Raw genomic sequence first — 1,512 nt, 5'->3', positions numbered from 1 at the left:
GGGTATTCGACAAATCATGTAGATTTGGCTTAAATCATCAGATATGAACAAAAACACGCAAATGTGAGACTGGAAAAAATAAACAGGCGTCAGGAAATGACACCATTATGTGGAACAACGTAAAATGAAGATAAACTGACCGTACTTAAAAATCTATTAAACCTTCAAAATTGCCATGACTCTATAAAATTATCTTCGCTGGACTGGGAACTCCATAAGTATGCCTTTTCCGAAATATGATTGACCGACATCAGACATATGGCACGAAGGACCTCAAATGAGTAGCCATGGCCTTGATTTTTAATCGTTTTTATGATGTTGTTTGCAGATTCGGTATAGGCATTTGTATAGCGATAATCAAAGTACGATAGTATGTCGTCTTTTCGCCGGACAAGCACTTTCTTTAAGTTGCTGAACTCCGGTATACTCGAACTAACGGTATCACACCATTTTTGAAACAGGATCTCAGCTTGTACACGGCTTTCTGATTCGTAAATTTTTCGGAATTGTTCTTTTGCCCAGTAGACCCGGCTCAGTGACGGATATATGTCGAACCACGCTGTTAACTGATGCTTCGCATCCGGCGATAAGTCTTCAAAATTAGCCATGAATAAAGTGCGCTCACGCTTCAACCTTTTCTTGACTATCCCACCATCGTGCAGCTTCTTCCGGGCGGCGTCCATATGCTTATTTACGAGTTGAATGACATGGAATCTATCAATAACAACTGTTGCACATGGGAATATGTCTTTTACAGCTTTTGCGTATAACGGTGCAAAATCCATCGTGGCTACCCGGACAGCACTTGGATTTTCAAGGCTGCGCAGGTAACAGTAAACGGTTTCTGACTTATTATTCGGCAGCATATCAAGCAGTCTCTTATTTTCTGGGTCTGTAATAATTAGGCGGAAATGCTTGTCGATATGAGCTTCGTCAATACCTATTACACTTGGAGTACTATACATCGTTATACTGTGATGTTTTTTCGCCCAATCATCAAACGCTCTGCGGACTGTTTTGTCTGAAATTCCATAATCATCTGCGATGCGGGTAAACGGTTCGCGCCGCAAAACTCTGCTGACGATTTTCGTACGCAGTCTTGGAGTCATACTGGTTTTATCAACCGTCTTGTAACTCTGCATATAGGTTGCGCCGCAAGATGGACACAAATATCTCCGAGCACGAAGCTTTAACACAACCTGCATGCCAGAATTCGGTAAATCTCTTATGTACCGAGTTTTATAGCCGTAGGCCGTCTGCGAGCCTACAACTCCACATTTGGGGCAGCATTCAGGCTTTGCTACCGCCTCAATTTCGTACATCAAACAATTCCCGTCAGCGGCTTGTAAAGTCTGAGTGCATACAAATTCCACCAATCCGGTAGGAGCAAGAGGACCCATAGAAACACAACCTTTCGTGACAACCATTATAACATACCACACGATATGTCAAAATAGGGTAAGAACAATTTCTATTTGTTATCTGAAAATATACACGAAATGTCGCAAGCCC

Annotated in this window: 1 protein-coding gene; it reads right to left on the bottom strand. The window is 42.1% G+C overall.

The genetic code is table 11. The annotated features are described in order from the left end of the window. Window positions 1-164: 164 nt before the first annotated feature. Window positions 165-1,322 carry an ISL3 family transposase gene (locus ACYQ3S_RS15620; protein ID WP_459690289.1) on the bottom strand — a complete coding sequence of 386 codons (1,158 nt, stop codon included), beginning with the start codon at window positions 1,320-1,322 and terminating at the stop codon, window positions 165-167. Between the last annotated feature and the right edge of the window lie 190 nt (window positions 1,323-1,512).

It is taken from the genome of Agathobaculum sp. TL06 (assembly GCF_054658635.1).
The sequence above is the reverse complement of the archived record's forward strand: the minus strand, read 5'-3'. Positions and strand labels throughout refer to the sequence as shown.